Below are 16,422 nucleotides of genomic sequence, written 5' to 3'. Positions count from 1 at the left end.
TCTGAAAAAGGTGGACAGAATCGTGGACACCGTCATACTAATAAGCGTACAAAAAACCGCTCATTTGAACGGTTAAAAGATTTTGTTGTCTGACTTCATTTCAGCTAAGACAGAAGTTATCAAGGTCTTCTCTGCAAGATCCCCTTCTTCAATTTCTTCAGAAGTATAGTAGTAGTCAATGATTGGGCATTTCTCTAAAAGTTCATTATACGGACCTCTGACTACGTAGATATACTCATCTACCAAGCCTTCTGCAATATCTTCCTCCAGTTCTTCGATTAGGTCGCTATAGTCGTAGCTGAAAGTGTAGTTTCCATCATCGATCCACTTTTGAATTTTTATAATCGTTTCAAGAGTTAGATTCTCTATTTTTCGCTCGCCATCTCTCACTTTTTCAATAACAGAACGACTGATACCAAGCTCATTCTCTAAATAAATAGCAGGTATAACCTCATTCTTCAAGACCATTTTAACTCTTGTCGTATTGATTTTCATTTCATTTATTTCCTCTCTTCATTATCGAATATTTTCCAAGTTACTTTCAATTGCTTCTCTAATCATCAATCCTATCCAACAATGCTCTCATTTCTGGATGTCTGTACCAAGGTTCGGGTTCAGGTGGTTTTATACTCAACTCAAGAATAGTCCTGTGTAATTTATTCATATAATCATCTTGTTTACGTTTTTCAATAACCTTCTTGTCAATCATGCCACTACGCCAAAATTTCTTCATATCAGTTAAACCTTTCTATATCAGATTATTCATTGATGTATTCTAAGAATGCAGATGTTTCTAAATATTTTTCAATCGTTCCGCTATCTGCTAGATTATAATAAACTTTCATGGCGTCTTCGCCTTTGTTTAGTTTAAAAAACTCGATGCGATCTTTCTTTTTTGAGTTAACGAGTGCAGAAAGTACATTAACTGCTGTCTTATCTAGAGGGTATTCTCTTAAAACGTTAAAAGCGTATTCTTGTAATTCTTGAAATTGTTCTTTGTATGTATCCATTGTTTTTACCTCGTTTTTTTATTTTTTATCGAATGTTTTCCAAGTTGCTCTCAATCCATTCAAGTCGATTCTGACGACCAGACGGAATAGGTTCTTGACCTTTTGAATAGTCTTTAAACCTCATTTGGATCATGTAAGAACCACCACCCAGACGGCTAGATTCTAACGCAATTTCTAAATAAGCGTTAGCAATGTAACTACCGCTTGACGTGTACATTCTACCAGTCCCTCCTATGATGTCATCGTGATTATCTTTAAGCCATTTCATAAGCTGTTGTTTTTTGAATTGATCGTAATAAGCATAGAATGCCATATTTACTTTCAAGGAATTATCCGAATAGTATTCTTGTTGAGCCTTGCCAATCATTGCAAGCTCGAAATCTTCGAATAGGCAGTCGAGCATGGCGTTTACTCGTGCTGCCCCCATCTTCTCAATGGCAGTGCCTCCATTTTTGAACTTCTGCCAATTTGCATCAGTGAACTTGATGCCTGGCAGTTTATAAAAGTCGTTCTCAAACTTGAAATAACGTTTAGCGTATTCCAAGATCAGTTGTTTAATATCGTTGTTGATTTCCATTTTTATTTCTCCTTCTTTTAATTAAGCAATTACACTCTTTGGATACCATTTAGTAGAAATTCCATAAGGTGTCACGATTTCAAGCTTAACCGCTTTATCAGTTTCTTCAACCAACCCTTTAATGCTGATTGCAGTTACTGACATAAACGCCAAGTCTTTCTTGTTGCGTCCACGAAATTCTTTTTCAGCAAACCATTTCTTAACACCTTGGAATTTAACGTTTGAAGAACGGAAGAAGTAGAAATCATCCGCCATGTTTTGACGTTTAACGGCTTTCCAAGCAAATTTCAACGCTTCAGAAAAAGTTACATCGTTTTTTTCGTTTTTGAAGATTTTCCATGCTAGGCTCATTACTTGTGATTTCATATCTTTTATTCCCTCTCTTTATCTTATATGTATAGTATATATCATATAAGATAGTTTGTCAACACTTACGATAAAGAAATTTAGTTTTTTGCAAAATAAAAAAAGAGAGCGATTGCCCTCTTCTTCCTAAAATATAAGCGCTCCAATCAATATCAACAATAATATAGATAAAATCCAAATAACAAATCCAATCATTTCTCTAATCCTCAATTTTCTATTTTGAAATAATCCAAAGAAACATAAATGCTAATGAGCCTACAATTAAAAAGAAAACCCTGACTAATTCAAGCCAGGGCGAGAGAGAGTTTATCGAAGACTATAACATTTAACTGTATCCATTAATGTAGTAGCATTTATATCAAAACGAAGCAAACAAAAAAAGCCCCAGCAAAATGCTGAGGCTTCAACCACTACTGCCATGGTATCCCTACTGCAGTGTGATGGGAGGTTATATACTCCTTTTTTATTTTTTAGTTTGCGTGGTCTATTGGTAGTAGTTTACCAAATCATCTTTATTCCAACAAGATAACCAAACCGTACCAAACTGACCAAATTCGAACTGGCGCCAATAGTACCCACCATAGTAACCACCATTTCCGGTATCTGTTATGTTAGTTTCATCACCCTCAAAACTAAAGAACATGCCTGCTTTGAAATCTTGGTCAGCACCGTCTGCGAGGTCGTTGCCGTCAGCATCTACCCAGTTAACCATTGCAACAGGGATTCCGTTCTCAGTCCAGTCAAATCCAACTGGGACCAAATAGTCGCACTTAATTTGCCAAATACCGTTAACGTATTTAACCTCGTTTGCTTGATAGTAAGCCTTCTGTTGTGGTGATACTGCTGTATTAGCTTGGTTGTTGGTTTGCGGTGCAGAGTCAGCATAACGCCAAACCTCGATATATGCAGGCTTGTTTGAGGCATAGTAGTCGTTCCAAGGATACGTATTGATAGCTTGACCCACTGCTCCTTGTGTTGAATAATCACAACTAATGAAGTTTACACTATCCATCATGACACCAACGTGACCACCAGCTCCGCCAGATTGTGACATATCAACACCCCATGACATTAAGATTATGTCTCCTGCCAAGGCATCCCAATCTTGATTGCGACTTACACGATAGAAACCGTTGTTTGCTAGTTGTTGTCCTAGAGTTACTGTTGATGGTAGTCCTTGAATACCGACACCTGCTTCTTTTAATGCTTGTGAAATCGAACCAGAACAGTCAGCTGTACCGTCTGAACCGTTTCGACTGCCATACATTGAATAGGTCAATTTACCTCTATGGTTAACAAACCAGTTTACAATAGATTGTTGTACGCTCATATTATTTTTCTTCCTTATCGTCTAGTGGTTTGATGTAATTCAATGCTCGTCCACTGTCTGCGATCCCCTTAGTGGTGGGGTCTGTCACGATTCCAAGAATAACCAAAATTCCAACAAAGGTATTTACTCCCTCTTGAATGTTGGTCGGAATGTGAAGCCCAAATTGTTGCAACATAAGAAATATTGCCGAGACAAGAGCTACTAATGTAGCTTTGTTTTGCAAACGTAATTTAAAATTAATCATTTTATTAGTCATCCTCTCAAGTTTCGATCTACTAATTTTTTAACTTCTTCGATATTTCCTTTTAGCTCCCCGATATTCTCATTAAGATGGTCCATTCTTTGGACCAGAGCTAGAGTTATTTTCTGCTCTTCTTGATATTTATCAAGCCGTTTGTTGTGGGTTTCAATTATTTTCTCGATTTCATGGTCGACGACCTCCAATTTAGTGATTCTGTGTTCTAATCGAGAGGCGCGTGATTGACTAGTAAAATAGAAACTCGCACTTGAAATGGAGAGAGGGATAAATACCGTTAAAATCCATTTTATCAAATCTGGCTCGGTTTGATTTACCATACCGCACTCCTAACTATTCTTGTGTAAGTTTTGCTAAGAGTTCATCGTCATTTACCATGGTAGCGATTTTCTCTTTAACTTTTGGCTTCAAAACTTTAGGGACTCGTTTAAATGGATAGTTCCCATTAGCTACGTTAATAGCGAATAATTTTGCTATCATATTTTTTTCCTTCTTTCTATTTATTATTTGGTTTCAGGAGCAGGCGTTTCAGTTAAGTCTTCATCACTCAATACATTTTTATCGTATAATTTTTCAACAATACTCATCAACGTTGCTTGCGCGGTGCTTGATTCTTCTTTCTGTTTCGTCATTTGCTCCTCCATCTTAGCGATGGTTTCTGTAGCTTTTTTACTTAATGCTTCGTACTCTTTGATTTTTTCATCAAGTTCATTAAATTTTTCATTTTCCGCACGTTGAGGGAAATTTTCCTGATAAATGACTTCCAGAGCTAACTCAAGTAGCTCGGTATTTGATAAGTCAATTTTTTCGGCGGGCAAAAAGACGGGTACGTAAGCGCCATCTCGGTTTCTCAAAACCACTTTGGTGGCGAACGCTGCACCACTAGCATCGTATTCTTTCGACTTTGATTCGTATTCAAATTTCATGAATTTTCCTTCTCTCTATAGCATAATTGTTAGTTGACCTCGATATATAACACCGTTTTTAGCACCAACTGCCCAAATAGAGCTATTTCCATCGTTAATTTGAGCGTGAGTGTCAGTATCGTTAAAGATAGACCAACCAGAAATGGTAAACATGTAATCTTGTGGGGCTGTAAAGATTTCTTTCGGTATCGTTGCAAAGGCAATACTACCCCCATCCCCCGTAAAATTATATTTAACTGTCAGAACATCTCCAACGCGCTTGTAAAAGCTGCCTTCATATCCTGCTGGTTGCCAGCCCGTGTTAATTAGATTTTGATTATCGTTTCTTGCAAATTCCTTCCACGGCTCCCAATCGTCAATTATCATCGACCATCGGTGATGCCTGAAGAATAGTTGGCCGTTGTTCCCCCAAAAAATCTGAATAGCTTCTTTATACATGCTACCTTTTCCATAGTTGCTGTGATGGAATAGATGACCCCACTGTTTGTTGGGGTTTCCTGGGGCATCTGGGAATAGGTAATATTGTCCAGCGTCTTGTATGGTATTTGCATTGGTTACCCATTTCGCAGATCCATTATTACTAGTTAGCTGGTACTGCTGGATTGGGCTATTATTAGCATAAATGTCACCGTTGACGTCAAGCGCTCCATTCTCTCTATATTTCCCAATGCCGACACCGCTTTTATCATAGGTCATAACAACCCTATCAGTTGGTACTGTGTCCTGAAACTCTGTGCTTGAAAAACTATCTTCTAGTTTTCCTTTGACTATGTAAGAAGTATCGGCTGGGTATGTGTTTCCTAGATTAGCACTAGATGCGTTAAACTCTGAAATACTTGACCATACACCGCCTGCCTGCCCGTTGTCAACAACAAAGTTATCCATTCCAACTTTAACAGTTGAAAAAGTAAGTTTCATGATATTCCTTTGAGAACCATTGACAACTAGCGGGGCTATTTTAGCGTATCTCTTAATCGTTAGTGTGTCCGACTTTGAGCCACTTCTGGTAACTTCAAAGCTTAGATTTGGGCTGAAATAAAATAGAAAAGTTATTTTAACCTCTTTCCAATCAGACCAAATCCCACGAGAGTCTTGAACTCTCCCTCTTAATGTCATTTGAGTGTCTTTATTGACAGATACCTCACGCAACACCCCGCCGTTTTCTGTAATAGAATTATTTGCCCTAACGATTTCAGCATAGTACCCATCTATTGTAGCCCCGTTTCGGGGCTGCGCTCCGTTGAATGTAACTTTCACAAGCGACATTATGGACACGAAATGTGTTGGCTCTGGAATTATCCTTTGAGTCGTTGCATTTGCGTCCGTTAAAGTAAATCCTGTGAAGTACGGTTTCAGACTGTCTGCGTTAACGCTTGCCGTTAACGTGGTCGATTGTGTCTGAATTAACCTGCCACCAATGTAGGTATCAACGTATATAGTACCTCGGCCAGAGGTAGATCTTGGTATGTCATCAGCAAAATCTGCTGGGATTGTCCATTTGTAAGATGTCCCTACGTTGTTAGCAATTTCACCTTGTTTGTTGTACCAAGAATAACGTAATGTGTGCGTAGCTCCGCCTAGTTTTCGGTTAATAGTGATATCTACTTGATTTCCAATAACCCCATCCGTAACACTTACTGTGCTCCCTCTTGGAATCGTCGTCAGTGTTATACTTTGGTTACCAATATCTAGATTCCCTGGACTGTATCCACCCGAACCATTGAAGTGAGCGGTTACGCCAAAAACACCAGTTCCGTCATCTGCATGGCTAACGGTAATCGTGCGATCAATAAGCTGTATTTCTGAATTTGTGGACAGCATTGAAGGACTTCCTGAATATTCAAGCCGTTGACCAAACCCATCGACATAGCCATAACATTGATAACTTGCGAACGTCCACCATTGATTAAGCAATGCCAAGCGAATACGGACATCGCTCGTATTATTTTGAACATTCTGCCCAACTTGGTCAATCCACAATCTAATGCGATACCCACGGTCATTATTTGACCAAAATTCTACCATTATTAAATACCTCCCACATAGCGAATGACGTTACGATCCGGATTTATGGAATCTTGTTCTTCTAGGAATCGTCCAATTTGAACAGTTTTAGAAAAAATACCGTTTTCAATGTGAATCACACCCTGAGAGATATACATTACCTCATTACCGGCTGAGAACATTGATATACGCCCGTTTGGATTGAACATGATAGAGCTGGAGTTATCTTTTTTTCCAATGACAAGACCATCATTTGATGCTGCCATGTAGTTGTCGATAAAATTCCAACGCTCTGACATATCGTTTAAGTTATTTTCTAGTTTAACTACTCGTGCACTAGCATCTGCCAAAGCCTTTTGAGCTTGTGCGCGATCTGCGCTATTTGCATTAACAAAATCTTGATAAGCCTTGACCCATTGATTGAGCGTATCAAGAGACGCTTTGGCTTCGAGCTCTGCTTTCATCACCGAATTAATCTCATTCAATTGGTTTAACTGACTTTGCGTCAATACACTGTCAGCCTTAGTGTCAATTTCATCTTGTATGTCTTCAATTGCGGGAGTCCACTGAGTAGGTATGTTGCCTTCTTCAAGTTTGATATTCTTGACGATTAGCCAACTACCATTTGTTGTCGGCATACCTGATAAGTGTACAAGCTGCCATGTAATATTTGGCAAAGTTTCTTTACTTGTCAAAACGCACGATACCTTATTCCACTGATTTGCTAATGCTTTAGTCATAGTCCCAGTATCAGTAAACGTCTCTTTAAAGTCTCCTTGCGTTAGCGTTGCATAGAAAGTTACATCAACGCTTGGTTTAACATCGAACGAAAGAACATACTTAGTGTTCGGCTGTATGAGTTCACGCAGTAAACCGTTATATGAAATGTAATTCCAACCAGTGTTTGCTGTTGTTGAACCTTTGATTAGTTTTACAGCACGAATGCCATCAACTTTGACCTCTTCAAAGCTCTTGTCGCCGTCGGAAAGCCCCCAATCCCAATTAGTAATACCTTGATTGGTTTTTACAAGCAAGTTCCGACCACCAACTGATATACTACCCGCAGTGTCATTCCATGTGTAATCAGAAGGATTAGTGCTGTCCGCTTGATTGAAATCGGTGTACACACCTAAATAGCGTTTTTTACCGTTCTGTGTAACACTGAAACCTGTACGTCCATCTGGACTATCTGCGTAAGCGAAGTGGACATAAGGCGTGCGTCCATCAGCTCCTGGCTTACCAGGAACACCATCCCGTCCATCGCTACCTTTCCACTTAGACCAACGGTAGTCTTGAGGGTTTTGACTATCCGTGGTGTTGAAATCTTGATACATGCCGATGAAAGCCTTGTTAGTATCTGTTTGACTAAAGCCACTACCTGAAATTGTATCAGCGTAAGCAATATGTGTATATTGGCTTCTTCCGTCTGCTCCTTTAGGTCCAGGAATCCCTTGCTCTCCCCGTGGTCCTTGCAAACCTTGTTCACCACGGTCACCTTTAGGTCCTACCTCTCCCATTTTAGCGACTGAAAAACCAGTCTCGCTAGTATTATCTGTATAGCTCCATGTGGTTTTAGTCCAGAGATATTGACCAGGAGATACGCTAGGGATTTGATCAGACCAACCGCTAGACGGTGGGACAGTTCCTGATGTAGAACCAGCGTAAACTACCGTAGTAGAGTTTATCCCTACACCGTCTTTACCAGGTACGCCATCTCTACCAGTGTTGCCGTCTTTACCAATCCTAGCTACTGAATAACCAGTCTCTGAGGTACTGTCTGTGTAATTCCAGACAGTCTTAGTCCACAGATACTGTCCAGCTGGTACCGTTGGTACTGAGCTAGTCCAGCCATTGCTAGGGGCGCTTGTTCCTGATGTTGACGAGGCGTAAGTGATATTTGTAGAACGAAGACCTACACCATCCTTACCAGCGATACCATCACGCCCTGGGTCTCCTTTATCGCCTTTAAGACCGTCTGAAACATTTAAAAAAGTAACTTCTTCTGAAGCTACTTCTTTGTTATCAACCCACGCTGAAATCGTGATCACAGTTGGTTTTGAGATATCGCTTGCTTTGACGGTATAGGTCAGACCAGAGTTAACAATAGAACCATCAATTACAAATCTATATGTTGCATTAATAACCTGATTCCCTCGTTTTAATGTTGGGCGTAGTGTTGACTGCCCTGTATTGTTTTTAAACAAAACACCGTTATCAGTTGAGACTAGGATATTGTATGGTCGACTGTTCTCAACCATTTGCTCGAAAACGCTCCTAAGGTCTCCAGATGTCCTATTTTCAAGCTCTTTGAAGTTTCCGAAAGTGGTCTTATTGTTGGTTGGATTGCTGAAGCTAATTTTTTGCTCAACGGCACGCGCTCTCACGTCAAGCGCTGGTGTGAATCCTTTGTCGTGGATTGTTATCGTATCCCCAATTTCGACATCAATAAAACCGTCAACCTCGTAAGTGATAGCTGGATATGCGTGTTTGCGTAAGTTTGCAATACCTGCAGCACGGATGACATTTGGATCATCGCTATCAACCTCTAAGTCTTTTCGAATCCACTTATTATCTTGAGTCGAAGCCCCAAAAGTTGAAGGATACAAGTTGGCTGCATGAGGTGCATAGAGACAATTGCCCTCTTGTTTGAAGATAACAATCCCTCTATCGTTCTTCTCTTCCCAAGCTGGAAGACCACCAATATAAACTCTCACTTCAGGACCGTTTTCGGGTTGCTCTTTTGCTTTCCCGTAAGGGACAATCATTGTATAGATCTCGGTTTTATCAACCTTTCTCGTCATCGATTTGATATTTTTTTCAAACGTCAAACGAATATCGCTACGAATTCGACCTACGCCAGTGTGTGAATCGTCCGCTTGATGGTAAACGTTCAGGACGAGTTGCTTAATAGAGCTATCGTCATTAAGTCTAGTCACGAATTCAACTTCAGCATTAAATTTATTAGCTAAGCTCAACAACCTTGCTAACTTCGTGTCTTGTCCCTCCCATTCAAGTGTTTTTTTCTGGTCAGAGACTTCATTGACACCGAGCGTTACCATTGCAAATTGAGGAATATCAAACGCATTGAGGTATTCTGCAAATGACATAGCTTTTTCAGCCTTGTAAGCATTCGTGTACTCGTTTATCAATTCAAGATTCAGGTTTTCACAGTAACATCGCACCCATCGCTCATTTTCTTCCGTCTTCATGATGTTAAAAAGATATGTCTTGCCTTTATATTTGAAGGAAACAAAAGAGCGCTCGTTTAGTTGGTTATAAAGGTGTTTATTTCCTGTATCGCTAAGTAACTGTTTCTTAGAAACGGTAAACTCGAACGTGCTCGATGCTGTCTCAAGGTTACGGGTCCAAGTGTCATCGTAGAAGTTTAATGTTTCTTGCTTTTCGTTATCGATAAAACCAATCTTTTGTAAGTTGGCATCGTGAATTGTTAATAGCATTACAAATACCTTTCTTCAAATTTAACAGACACAGAGGGCTTATTCGTAACCCAACTTGAACAGTATACTTCTAATTGTGATTTTCCCGGTGGAATCGTGAGAAAGTCAGAGCCTTGCACAACATCAACGATTTTCGGGATATTATCTACAATGACGGTATCAGTTTCACTATCTATTACCACTTTCCCACCAGCGCGGTATCTATTAGGGATATCCCTGACACCAAAAACATAGTCTTTTCGGTATATAAAATCATCTAAATACATGTGTGTAACAAGTGGTGCGTTGCCTACCTTACCTAAAATGACATGAATTTTATCTGATTTTTTCCCCTTAATTTCAGGAATTGTATATCTAGGATAAGAACCCCACCAGTAGAACTGTACGACATCATCAAACCTTAGGATATCTGACCATCCCCTAGGTTCATTAAATGGGTTGTGCTGCTCGATGTGCGTTCCTAAAAAATTCTTCCTGTCGACAATACGGAAACCTCCCTTACCGTCACTAGCTAGAAAATTATATTCACAGCCTAAACCATTGTAACGTTTAAAAGTTTCAACACCATACAAAAATGTACCACTTGCGTCTGTGACACAAATTTTAAAATAACCCATTTGACTTGCAGAACCAAGCCAAAAAATTTGTCTCCACCAAAAATATTCATACAGAGCGCCTTTTTCACCAGTTGAATCTCTTGGGATGTCAAAAGTAACAGATGCTACTTGACCACTCTGTAATGCAATGTGAGGACGACCCCAAGCGTTATCGATGTAAAGAGTTCCGTTTGGCTTGGTGTCGTTGACATCGTTTGAGATGCCAATGTTTTTCAATCCTTGAGATAAACCGTTAGGGATTCTGTGCTCCCCGTTTGACGAAGCGTAATCAAAAAGTACCTCTGAATGTCTATAATCTTCTGTATTTGCTTCTAACCTGTCCCCAAGCTCGCAGACACCTGTGCTATTAACTAATCCAATATAGCCATTCTCACTATTGTGCTTCACTGTAATTATTGGGTTAGCATTAACTGATCCATCGTTAACAAGGTCAAATACCATCTTGTTGTTCTCTATTTTAGGGGTTTCAAAACTGCGATAGGTAGTCGAATGTGCGACTCCGTCAGGTACTAAGAATTCAATTTCAGCCTGGTCATACCAGTCAGAGATACCTTTCAAACTAGCTTCTCCTGTCACTATCGCTAAATAGTACCTATCTGGCTCATCAGGTAATTTCAATTCTACCGGTTTATCAGAGTGTAGCACTCTAGCCGCTTGTTCCCTTACGTGATGAAACATGTTGTAATCAATTGGAGCTGGTTCGTTTGGGTCTACGAAAGCATTATCGTTAAGTTCTCTAGTCGCTAAGCTGACAGTTAATTTTATTTTTTTAGCACCAAACGAAACTTGTTGAACATTAACCCCAATTTTAGGGGCTGAGTCTGTAGTGATATCGCGTTCATTCCCAATTTCGTGCGACACTTTGATTAATTTGAAGTAATCATTCAAATCATATCCGTTAAATTGAAACACGGCCATTATTTAATACCTCTCATACGTTTGTAACTAAAATCCTTTTCGTTTTGGTACGATACCAAGTCGTCCCCTGTGGCGTATGCAAATTCCCTGCCGTCTATGTTAAGTGATAGAGGTCGCTCAATTAATCCAGTAATAACGTTCATCGCTTGCTCAAGGCGGTCCATTCGACTGTCATCTCTAACAGCTAAGTCAACGCTGCCACGGATTAAACCACCGCCGAAGCCGTCAAACAGGTCATTATCTTTAAAGAGCTCTCTAGCGTCTATCGCGTAACCGCTAGCCACGTCAACCATGTTCTCAATGGAATCTCTGACGTATTTAACACTGTTGTCAATACCGACAGCCATACCTTGGCCGATAAAAATACCGACTTCATCGCGGAATAACCTTGATGGTGAGTGAATCTTGGCTTTAGCTTGAGCTGCACGCTCTGCTTGAGCTACCAGGGCGTTGGCGGCAGCTGTTACTGCACCAAGAGCGGACATCATACCAGCGGCCAAACCTTGTCCAATCATTGCCCCTGCGGAACGCATAGCGCCTGCGCCTGCCATAGCGCGTGATTGTGCTGCGCTAACCAGTGCGCCCGCTGCGGCAGATACGGCCCCAGTTGCTGATTGAATTCCCCGAGCAATTCCTTGCCCTGTTTGTAGCCCGGCTTGTCTGCCCATTTGAATCATTCGTTGGCCATTAGACTGAACAGCTTGTGCCATATTCTGCATTGCTGATTGCACCTGTGAGGCCGCGCTGTTCATTGCTGAAGCAATCAATGGCGCCGATGTTCCGATTCGTGTGATGGCCGTTGTGGCCGTTGTAGCGCTTGCTGCCACCGCGCTAAATTGCGGTGGAATTGTAGAAATTGAAGCAGTCATCTGCATAATGCTAGCAATCAATACAGTAAACTGGCTTGAAATCATTGCAACCGTAGAACCTACGGCGGTGAATTGTGCGGTCATCATTTGAATAGAAGCGCCGACCATTGTTAATTGACTGCTGAACATGGACATGATTGAGCCCAACATTGCAAATTGTGATCCAAACATTGTCACGCCCACAGCAGCAACTAATAGCTGACTGTTAACCATAGTCAATGCAGCTGTGAATGCGGTAAATTGACTAGTTAACATAGTTACTGAAGCACCGATGGCGATAAATTGAGCCGCCATCATGGTCAAACTTGCACCCAGTGAGGTCGAGCTTGCAACCATAGTAGTAAAGCCAGTCGCTACCATAGTAAGCTGAGAGGCTAACATAGTCATGCCAGTGGTCAACATTGTCATGGACGTACTGATAAAGGTCAAGCTAGAAGACAACGCCATCGCTACTGCGCTGAACATGGTCAACCCTGCACTTGCTTGCATTAATGCAGGCACTATCATCATGATTTGCATCTGGAAGGCAGTAATAGGCGCTGTAATAGCGGTTAATCCAGCTAGTGATTGCATGGCTTGTATCGAGAATGTACTGAATGCAGTTGCAGCAGTAGTGAGCAAAGCCTGTAAACTACTGAATGATGCTTGAATGCTTGAGGCAGCCGTTGAAAACGATGTCAAACTTGACACAGCGCTAGCTGCTGCCATTGACATCATTCTCATCCCTGTCCCAAGCTGAGCCATGCCAGAACCAGCTGCGGCGAGACCTGCTGAATTGTTGCTGATTGACCCAATACCTTTAGCGACAGCTGCAAGAGATGCAGCCATGTCTCCGAGGTTAGTGTTAGTAATCTTAACAACACCGTTAGCAAGCTGATTGAATCCTGCACCAGCTTTCTGAGCAGCTGTACCAATTGAATTGAATACATTAGCTAGGCTATCCAATACGCTACTAATTGCACTGCCAGCTGAGGTGATAACGCTTGAAATACCTTCAAACGCTGATTTGATACCGTTTCCGATACCTTGCGCCGCTGTACTGATTGATGTTCCGACTGATTGCACTACACTAGCAATGCCTTGTAATGCTGCTCCGATAGCTGAACCAGTAGCACTAATGATACTTGCCACACCACTCAAGGCCGTACTAATAGCCGTACCGATACCCATAGCGGCGGTAGCGATTGCCATCCCTGCTGCTGACACAACCGATGCAATGCCACTAAATGCAGCACTAATCACACCACCAATTGCGGTAATAATAGGCACAATTTGAGTGATTGCTGTAACAATCGCTGAAATAATTTGACTGATGACAGGTGCAAGAGTTTGAACGACCGCAACGATGGCAGAGATCACTTGACTAATGACTGGAGCCATAATCTGAACGACTGTAACAATACCTTGAATCAAGGATATGATAATAGGTGCTGAAGCTGATATAGCTTGAGCGATAGCACTGATTACCATTGCAATCTGTGGTCCAAATTGTCCGATAACTTGAGCGACTTGGACGATACAATTTGCGATTATCGGAGCGATTGCCACGATAGCATTAGCAATGATTTGAGTTACTGCCGTTATTGTGTTTCCAATAATTTGAATAATCGGAGTTATTGCGGTAGCTACTGCACTGATTGCAGTACCTAGAGCGGTTGCAAATCCACTAAATGCACTGATAATAGCTGGAAGCGTTCCTAAAATAGAAGTCCAAGCATTACCAAACGCTGTAATAAATGGGGATGCATTGCCTAGAGCAGTGCCGATAGCTTCAACCAATGGTGATAATTTTGCAAGTCCGGGGGCGGCTTGTCCTACTGCTGTAATTACGGTAGCAAAGGCAGTCCCGAATGCTTCAACAATAGTTCCCGCTGCCTTGCCAATAGATTCAACAACAGTTCCAAACGCTGAACCTACGGCGTTTAAAATTTGCGAAACGCCTTGGGATTGAGTGGCTAGCAAAGTGAATGAAGCTACGATAATAGCAATACCTGTACCGATTCCGACTGCGGCAATAGCCACGGCAGCGCCAAATGAAAGCAAGGTTGCGGGGTTCAACCCTTTAAGACCTTGTAAAGCATATTTCACTCCTTGCCCAAAACCTTTATAGGTTTCTGCAATACCTTTGAAAATAGCTGTCAAGATTCCCTTGATTGCATTACCAGACGACTTGATAACGTTGGATATTCCACTGAACAACTGAGTAATGGTTGATTTAGAACGACTAGCACTCTTAGCAGCTTGTTCTGTTCCTTCTGCAGCATCCTTACCAAACTTCTTGAATGGGTTTAGACTACTAATGAAGTCCAACCCTTTCATTGCAACACCTAATACTGAAATACCAGCCTTGGCAGTAGCAAAACCTGCTACCATTGCCAAAATCCCACTGGTGATACCATTGAGCACACCTTTGGGAATTGAGCTTACAAAGTTAGCTATTGCTGATGCAGCTTGTGATATCCATTTAGCTAGTGTTCCAAACGCTGTACCTAAAGCTGATATAATCGTTTGAACTTCAGAGCTGCTAAATACATCTCCGATTGATGTCCCGATTCTTTTAATTGCTCCCCAGACATTACCCAATGCTGACGTGAACGCTTGGAACGCCCCAGTAGAGGCAAACGAGTCGATAAAACTCCTAACCGATTTAGTAGCAATTGTTAGGGCTCTTGACACTCCATTGGCTATGTTGCCAAACACACTGCCTAGACCTTGGAAGATGCTACTAAAATCTATAGCTTTAAGTGCTGTTTTTGCTTGAGCGGCAACATATTTAAATGCGTTCGCTATGCCTCTCACGGCCCCTGTGTCGCTGAAACCTTTCCAAAGTGACTGAGCGGCTTGAGCAGCTCCTTTTGTAGTCTGGTCAATTGCTTTATCTAACCCATTGGCGAATTTCTGAATCGATTTATCGTCAATTTTTTCAATGGTGTCAATGATTTTCTCGATTCCTTTGACGGCCTTATTGCTTAGCTGTTCAAAAACTGGCTGTAATTTGATTGAAACTGCTTCATAGAGACCGCCAAAGGCCTCGTCTACTGCTTTGTATTTTGTAGCCAAGTCTTGCATGGAATCCCCAGCACGTTTAAAGGCTTCCGCAAAGTCCTCTGTCTTAATTTCGCCGTTTTGAATTTTGCTTACAAGGTCATCCAGAGACATTCCCATCTCTCTAGCGACGGCGGCCATACCAGCAGGTGATTGATCCATCATCAACCTGAAATCTTGCCATTGGATGGTAGGCTTGGTCATTGCCTGGACCATTTGCTGGCTCAATGTTTTCATTGCCTGCTTGGGATTCTCAGCAGACGCAGCAAGGCCACCCATAGCCTTAACTAATGCCCCTGCATCACTTCGACCAATCGCGGCCATTTGTGAGAATGTGGTCCCCATGTCTGAGGCGGAGTAGATTGTTTGAGTTGCATAATCTTGCATTGACTTCTTAGCCGCTGCAATTTCTGACTTACCCCAACCCAATTGACTAAGGCTTCCATCGAATGTCTTCCATGCCTTTGTTGAGCTATTCAGCTCAGACATCAATCCACCGATGCCGCTTGTCAAAGCGCCTACACCTTTGATAACTCCAGCGCTGACAAGGTTAGCACCGAGAACACCCTTAAAAACAGAGCCTAATTTACTGCCCGTCTTCCCGAGATTCTCAGCGCTCTGTTGCGCTTTCTTCAGAGCGCTAGACATGCCGTTATCTTGAGCACTCAATATAGCTCTGACATTGAATGTCTTATCTGCCATCTAGCAACCCTCTTTCTTTCTTGTAATTAAGATTATTTCGAGCTCGCTCTAACAGTTTTTTGTTGGTGATCTTTTCACCCAAAACTTCCCGGGCTCGTTCTTTAGCGTTATAGAAGTCCTCGAATTTCTCGAAATGATACCGCTTGCCATCCCGTGTCGTAGCATTTGCCAATCGATTCAGAAACGCGAGCTGATAAATTTCTCTTTCTTTGTTTAAAAAACGCTTTTTATAAGCCTTTTGGTAGAGTCTCATCTCTTTAAGCGTCATTCTTCGAGCCTCGAGCAACGACACGCCAAAGTCAGCCATAGCATTAGTGATTAATTCCTCGTATGTATCGGCTGAG

15 protein-coding genes are annotated in these 16,422 nt (G+C 41.5%); all 15 read right to left on the bottom strand.

Translation table 11 applies throughout. The features are described 5' to 3' along the window. Positions 1-72 precede the first annotated feature (72 nt). The 15 genes from E3C75_RS06020 to E3C75_RS05955 all read right to left on the bottom strand — a co-directional run bounded on the left by E3C75_RS06020 (position 73) and on the right by E3C75_RS05955 (position 16,385). Positions 73-495 carry a hypothetical protein gene (locus E3C75_RS06020; protein ID WP_111679513.1) on the bottom strand — a complete coding sequence of 141 codons (423 nt, stop codon included), beginning with the start codon at positions 493-495 and terminating at the stop codon, positions 73-75. Positions 496-553: 58 nt separating this feature from the next. Continuing rightward, positions 554-733, bottom strand: coding sequence for a hypothetical protein (locus tag E3C75_RS06015; RefSeq protein WP_016068270.1), 180 nt, complete (start codon positions 731-733; stop codon positions 554-556). 25 nt (positions 734-758) lie between these two features. Then, positions 759-1,010, bottom strand: a complete 252-nt coding sequence (locus E3C75_RS06010) for a hypothetical protein (protein ID WP_111679511.1) — start codon at positions 1,008-1,010, stop codon at positions 759-761. Positions 1,011-1,035: 25 nt separating this feature from the next. Continuing rightward, on the bottom strand, positions 1,036-1,587 hold the full coding sequence (acrIIA6, locus tag E3C75_RS06005; RefSeq protein WP_111679509.1) for an anti-CRISPR protein AcrIIA6: 552 nt from the start codon (positions 1,585-1,587) through the stop codon (positions 1,036-1,038). 21 nt (positions 1,588-1,608) lie between these two features. Next, entirely contained in the window at positions 1,609-1,953 is a 345-nt protein-coding gene (locus E3C75_RS06000) for a hypothetical protein (protein ID WP_133264101.1), read from the bottom strand. Between the two features lie 484 nt (positions 1,954-2,437). Beyond that, positions 2,438-3,283 (bottom strand): lytic exoenzyme target recognition domain-containing protein, encoded by an 846-nt coding sequence (locus E3C75_RS05995; RefSeq protein WP_111679506.1) that lies wholly within the window; start codon positions 3,281-3,283, stop codon positions 2,438-2,440. A 1-nt stretch (position 3,284) separates the two neighbouring features. Beyond that, complete coding sequence (locus E3C75_RS05990; protein WP_111679774.1) at positions 3,285-3,527, bottom strand: phage holin; 243 nt, start codon at positions 3,525-3,527, stop codon at positions 3,285-3,287. Between the two features lie 8 nt (positions 3,528-3,535). Next, positions 3,536-3,859: a DUF7365 family protein gene (locus tag E3C75_RS05985; protein WP_111679504.1), complete on the bottom strand. Its 324-nt coding sequence runs from the start codon at positions 3,857-3,859 to the stop codon at positions 3,536-3,538. A gap of 13 nt (positions 3,860-3,872) precedes the next feature. After that, positions 3,873-4,019, bottom strand: coding sequence for a CD1375 family protein (locus E3C75_RS11145; RefSeq protein ID WP_167740663.1), 147 nt, complete (start codon positions 4,017-4,019; stop codon positions 3,873-3,875). Positions 4,020-4,042: 23 nt separating this feature from the next. Further along, positions 4,043-4,465, bottom strand: coding sequence for a DUF1366 domain-containing protein (locus tag E3C75_RS05980; RefSeq protein WP_111679502.1), 423 nt, complete (start codon positions 4,463-4,465; stop codon positions 4,043-4,045). Positions 4,466-4,480: 15 nt separating this feature from the next. After that, a complete protein-coding gene (locus E3C75_RS05975) occupies positions 4,481-6,490 on the bottom strand; it encodes a DUF859 domain-containing protein (RefSeq protein ID WP_111679500.1) in 2,010 nt (669 codons plus the stop codon). A gap of 2 nt (positions 6,491-6,492) precedes the next feature. Beyond that, on the bottom strand, positions 6,493-9,927 hold the full coding sequence (locus tag E3C75_RS05970) for a phage tail spike protein (RefSeq protein WP_111679498.1): 3,435 nt from the start codon (positions 9,925-9,927) through the stop codon (positions 6,493-6,495). After that, positions 9,927-11,462 carry a distal tail protein Dit gene (locus E3C75_RS05965; protein ID WP_111679496.1) on the bottom strand — a complete coding sequence of 512 codons (1,536 nt, stop codon included), beginning with the start codon at positions 11,460-11,462 and terminating at the stop codon, positions 9,927-9,929. The genes E3C75_RS05970 and E3C75_RS05965 overlap by 1 nt, the downstream gene beginning before the upstream one ends. Continuing rightward, complete coding sequence (locus E3C75_RS05960) at positions 11,462-16,078, bottom strand: tape measure protein (protein ID WP_111679494.1); 4,617 nt, start codon at positions 16,076-16,078, stop codon at positions 11,462-11,464. Before E3C75_RS05960 ends, E3C75_RS05965 begins: the two co-directional genes overlap by 1 nt. Beyond that, positions 16,068-16,385 (bottom strand): hypothetical protein, encoded by a 318-nt coding sequence (locus E3C75_RS05955; protein ID WP_084828645.1) that lies wholly within the window; start codon positions 16,383-16,385, stop codon positions 16,068-16,070. Before E3C75_RS05955 ends, E3C75_RS05960 begins: the two co-directional genes overlap by 11 nt. Positions 16,386-16,422: the final 37 nt, after the last annotated feature.

This window comes from Streptococcus thermophilus (assembly GCF_010120595.1).
In the GTDB taxonomy this organism is placed as follows: domain Bacteria; phylum Bacillota; class Bacilli; order Lactobacillales; family Streptococcaceae; genus Streptococcus; species Streptococcus thermophilus.
The sequence above is the reverse complement of the archived record's forward strand: the minus strand, read 5'-3'. Positions and strand labels throughout refer to the sequence as shown.

Bases quoted from the DNA above. Each gene is read 5' to 3' on its own strand.
- E3C75_RS06020 (WP_111679513.1), bottom strand. From the start codon at position 495: ATGAAAATCAATACGACAAGAGTTAAAATGGTCTTGAAGAATGAGGTT.
- E3C75_RS06015 (WP_016068270.1), bottom strand. From the start codon at position 733: ATGAAGAAATTTTGGCGTAGTGGCATGATTGACAAGAAGGTTATTGAA.
- E3C75_RS06010 (WP_111679511.1), bottom strand. From the start codon at position 1,010: ATGGATACATACAAAGAACAATTTCAAGAATTACAAGAATACGCTTTT.
- acrIIA6 (WP_111679509.1), bottom strand. From the start codon at position 1,587: ATGGAAATCAACAACGATATTAAACAACTGATCTTGGAATACGCTAAA.
- E3C75_RS06000 (WP_133264101.1), bottom strand. From the start codon at position 1,953: ATGAAATCACAAGTAATGAGCCTAGCATGGAAAATCTTCAAAAACGAA.
- E3C75_RS05995 (WP_111679506.1), bottom strand. From the start codon at position 3,283: ATGAGCGTACAACAATCTATTGTAAACTGGTTTGTTAACCATAGAGGT.
- E3C75_RS05990 (WP_111679774.1), bottom strand. From the start codon at position 3,527: ATGATTAATTTTAAATTACGTTTGCAAAACAAAGCTACATTAGTAGCT.
- E3C75_RS05985 (WP_111679504.1), bottom strand. From the start codon at position 3,859: ATGGTAAATCAAACCGAGCCAGATTTGATAAAATGGATTTTAACGGTA.
- E3C75_RS11145 (WP_167740663.1), bottom strand. From the start codon at position 4,019: ATGATAGCAAAATTATTCGCTATTAACGTAGCTAATGGGAACTATCCA.
- E3C75_RS05980 (WP_111679502.1), bottom strand. From the start codon at position 4,465: ATGAAATTTGAATACGAATCAAAGTCGAAAGAATACGATGCTAGTGGT.
- E3C75_RS05975 (WP_111679500.1), bottom strand. From the start codon at position 6,490: ATGGTAGAATTTTGGTCAAATAATGACCGTGGGTATCGCATTAGATTG.
- E3C75_RS05970 (WP_111679498.1), bottom strand. From the start codon at position 9,927: ATGCTATTAACAATTCACGATGCCAACTTACAAAAGATTGGTTTTATC.
- E3C75_RS05965 (WP_111679496.1), bottom strand. From the start codon at position 11,462: ATGGCCGTGTTTCAATTTAACGGATATGATTTGAATGATTACTTCAAA.
- E3C75_RS05960 (WP_111679494.1), bottom strand. From the start codon at position 16,078: ATGGCAGATAAGACATTCAATGTCAGAGCTATATTGAGTGCTCAAGAT.
- E3C75_RS05955 (WP_084828645.1), bottom strand. From the start codon at position 16,385: ATGGCTGACTTTGGCGTGTCGTTGCTCGAGGCTCGAAGAATGACGCTT.